Origin of the sequence: Streptomyces antimicrobicus (assembly GCF_020532625.1) — a bacterium.
GTDB classification, from domain to species: domain Bacteria; phylum Actinomycetota; class Actinomycetes; order Streptomycetales; family Streptomycetaceae; genus Streptomyces; species Streptomyces antimicrobicus.
Genome location: NZ_JAJAUY010000255.1, coordinates 1 through 2,836, shown reverse-complemented (window position 1 = coordinate 2,836; position 2,836 = coordinate 1). Strand labels below are relative to the sequence as shown.

General features: G+C 77.0%; 5 protein-coding genes. 4 read left to right on the top strand and 1 reads right to left on the bottom strand.

What is annotated here, in order from left to right:
- The 3 genes from LG632_RS29885 to LG632_RS29875 all read left to right on the top strand — a co-directional run.
- Window positions 1-283, top strand: a 283-nt coding sequence (locus LG632_RS29885) for a helix-turn-helix domain-containing protein (protein ID WP_226731060.1), incomplete at its 5' end; no start/stop codon positions are given.
- Between the two features lie 83 nt (window positions 284-366).
- On the top strand, window positions 367-1,149 hold the full coding sequence (locus tag LG632_RS29880; protein ID WP_226731059.1) for an AzlC family ABC transporter permease: 783 nt from the start codon (window positions 367-369) through the stop codon (window positions 1,147-1,149).
- Window positions 1,146-1,454: an AzlD domain-containing protein gene (locus tag LG632_RS29875; RefSeq protein ID WP_226731058.1), complete on the top strand. Its 309-nt coding sequence runs from the start codon at window positions 1,146-1,148 to the stop codon at window positions 1,452-1,454. The genes LG632_RS29880 and LG632_RS29875 overlap by 4 nt, the downstream gene beginning before the upstream one ends.
- Here the strand turns inward: LG632_RS29875 and LG632_RS29870 are convergent.
- Window positions 1,423-2,409: a hypothetical protein gene (locus LG632_RS29870; RefSeq protein WP_226731057.1), complete on the bottom strand. Its 987-nt coding sequence runs from the start codon at window positions 2,407-2,409 to the stop codon at window positions 1,423-1,425. The two genes, LG632_RS29875 and LG632_RS29870, sit on opposite strands and share 32 nt — an antisense overlap.
- Window positions 2,410-2,489: 80 nt before the next feature.
- On the opposite strand from LG632_RS29870, the gene LG632_RS29865 reads away from it, so the two are divergent.
- Window positions 2,490-2,684: a DUF3046 domain-containing protein gene (locus LG632_RS29865; RefSeq protein ID WP_226731056.1), complete on the top strand. Its 195-nt coding sequence runs from the start codon at window positions 2,490-2,492 to the stop codon at window positions 2,682-2,684.
- Window positions 2,685-2,836 lie beyond the last annotated feature (152 nt).

Here is a 2,836-nt window from a genome sequence, read left to right as displayed (position 1 = left end):
CGACCCGCCGTCCCTGGAGCAGCTCGCGGCGGGGCTCGGGACCAGCCCGTTCGCGCTGCTGCGCGCCTTCCGCGGCCGCTACGGCATGCCCCCGCACACCTGGCTCACCGACGCCCGGGTGCGCCGGGCCCGGCGGCTGCTGGACGCGGGGGTCCCGCCCGCCGAGGCGGCCGTCGCGGTCGGCTTCACCGACCAGCCGCACCTGAACCGGCACTTCACCCGGATCGTCGGCGTCCCGCCCGGGGCCTACCGGCGGGCCCGCACCCCGGGCGCGGGGACGTAGGCGCAAGAACGCAGACGTCGGCGCAAGGACCAGGCGCAAGAACGTACAAGACCGTTCCGGGGTCGCCCGCCTAGCGTCGGAGCGTGATCGAGACACAGAGGGAGCACTCCGCGCACGCGGAGCACACGGAGCTCACCCGGACCGCTGAGCGCGCCGACGGCACAGCCGGGCCGGCCGCCGCGACCGGCCGGCGCGCCGTCGTCCGGGACTCGCTCGGGGTGGGGGTGGCCGTGGGCCTGTCCGGGTTCGCCTTCGGGGTGACCGCGGCCGGGTCCGGGATCAGCGTGGCGCAGGCGTGCGTGCTGAGCCTGCTGGTCTTCACGGGGGCGTCGCAGTTCGCGCTGGTCGGGGCGCTGGCCGCGGGCGGGAACCCGTTCACGGCCGCCGCCGGGGCCTTCTTCCTCGGCACCCGCAACGCCTTCTACGGGCTGCGGCTGTCCCAGCTGCTCGCCCTGCCCCGCGCGCTGCGGCCGCTGGCCGCGCACTGGGTGATCGACGAGACCACCGCCGTCGCCCTCGCCCAGAAGGACCGGCCCTCGGCCCGGCTCGGGTTCGCCGTCACCGGGCTCACCCTGTTCGTGCTGTGGAACCTCACCACGCTGCTGGGCGCCCTGGGCGCCGAGGCCGTCGGCGACACCGACGCCTGGGGGCTGGACGCCGCCGGTCCGGCGGTCTTCCTCGCCCTGCTCGCGCCCATGCTGCGCTCCGGCACCGAACGGGCCGTCGCGGTGCTCGCGCTGGTGCTGGGCCTGGGCCTGCTGCCGGTGCTGCCCGCCGGGGTGCCGGTCCTCGTCGCGGCGCTGGCCGCACCCGCCGTGCTCTTCCTGGAGGGCCGCGCCCGTACCCCGAAGGGAGCCCGGTCGTGAACGTCTGGATCGCCATCGGCGTCACCGTCCTCGGCTGCTACGCCGTCAAGCTGGCCGGTCTGCTCGTGCCCGCCGGGGCCCTGGAGCGGCCCGCGGTGCGGCGGTTGTCCGCGCTGCTGCCCGTGGCGCTGCTGGCCGCGCTCACCGCGCAGCAGACCTTCAGCACCGGCTCGGCGCTGGTCCTCGACGCCCGCGCCGCCGGGCTCGCGGCGGCCGGGGTGGCGCTGCTGCTGCGGGCCCCCTTCCTCGTGGTCGTCGCGGCGGCCGTGGTGGTCACCGCCGGCGTGCGGGCCCTGGGCGGGTAGCCGGGTCCGGGCGGGCGGCCCGGTCGGGGCGGGTGGCCGGGGCGCCGAGCGGGCGGCCGTAGGCGCGCAGCGTCAGCAGGGCCTCCACGGTGGCGATCGGTCGCCGCTCCAGGCAGCTGCCCGGCGCCCAGGCCCGGCGGTGCACCGGCCAGCCGCCGTCCTCCCGCTGCTCGGCGGCCAGGAAGTCCAGGGACCGGGCCATCTCCTCGTCCGTGAACCAGCCGCGCGCCACCGACTCCGGCCGACGGGCCACGTCGTGGGCGAACAGCCGCTCCTCGGGCCCGCCCCCCGGCACCGCCGGGTACTCCGCCCGCCGCCCCGGGTCGAGGACCACCAGGCCCTGCTCGCGCACCAGCCGGCCCAGCCGGTCCGCGGCGGCCGCCGCCCGCGCCCGGTCGGGTACGCCGTCCAGGAAGGCCACCGCGCCCTGGAGCTCGTACGGATCGCAGTGCCGCAGCGTCTCCACCCGCTCCCAGCAGAACTCCGTGGCCCGGAACAGCCACGCGTGCCACACCCGGTTGCGGTGCAGCACCCCGACCACCGGGCCGGTGGTGACCAGGGCACCCGGCGGGTCGTCGACGACCGGGTGGTAGGGCGCCGAAGGGTGGGCGCGGGGGTCGGGGCGGACCACCGGGAGGGCGCCGTCGGGGGTGGACACCTCGGTCAGGTGCCGGCACAGGCGCTCGACGCGCTGCCCGGCGCAGCGGTTCAGCCCGTCCAGGATCCGCAGGGCGTGCGCGCAGTGCAGCGGCTGGCTGAGCGGGCCGCGCAGATCGGGGTCGAGGGCGTGGCCGTAGCCGCCGTCCTCGTTGAGGTACGAGCCCAGCGCGGTGTCGACCGGGTCGGGACCGCCGCCGAGGAAGTGGAAGGTGAACCGCCGCTGCTCCAGCACCCGCGCCGTGAGCCAGATGAACCGCTCGGCACGGGCCAGCATGGATGTCTCGTCTCCGGCCATGGCGAAACCGTAGGGCGGTCCCGGGGCCGGGCAGGGGCGAACGCCGCGGGTGCACTCGGACGGGGCGGGATACTGGAGGCATGCGGTTGACGATTTTCTGGGAGCGGATGGCGGAGCACTTCGGTGCCGCCTACGCCGACTCCTTCGCGCGGGACCACGTCATGACCGAGCTCGGCGGGCGCACCGTGTACCAGGCGCTGGAGGCGGGCTGGGAGACCAAGGACGTGTGGCGCGCGGTGTGTTCGGCGATGGACGTCCCGGCCCACCTGCGGTGAACGCTTCCTGACGACGGGAGGACGCGGCGGCCGTACGCGCCGGTGGTGGGGGAGACTTGTCCCCGTGGCAGCCACCGACGAGACCCGAGACACCCCGGAGACCCCCGACGCGCGCGGCCCGGTCCCGGCCGCCCGCCGCCCGGCGCAGCCGG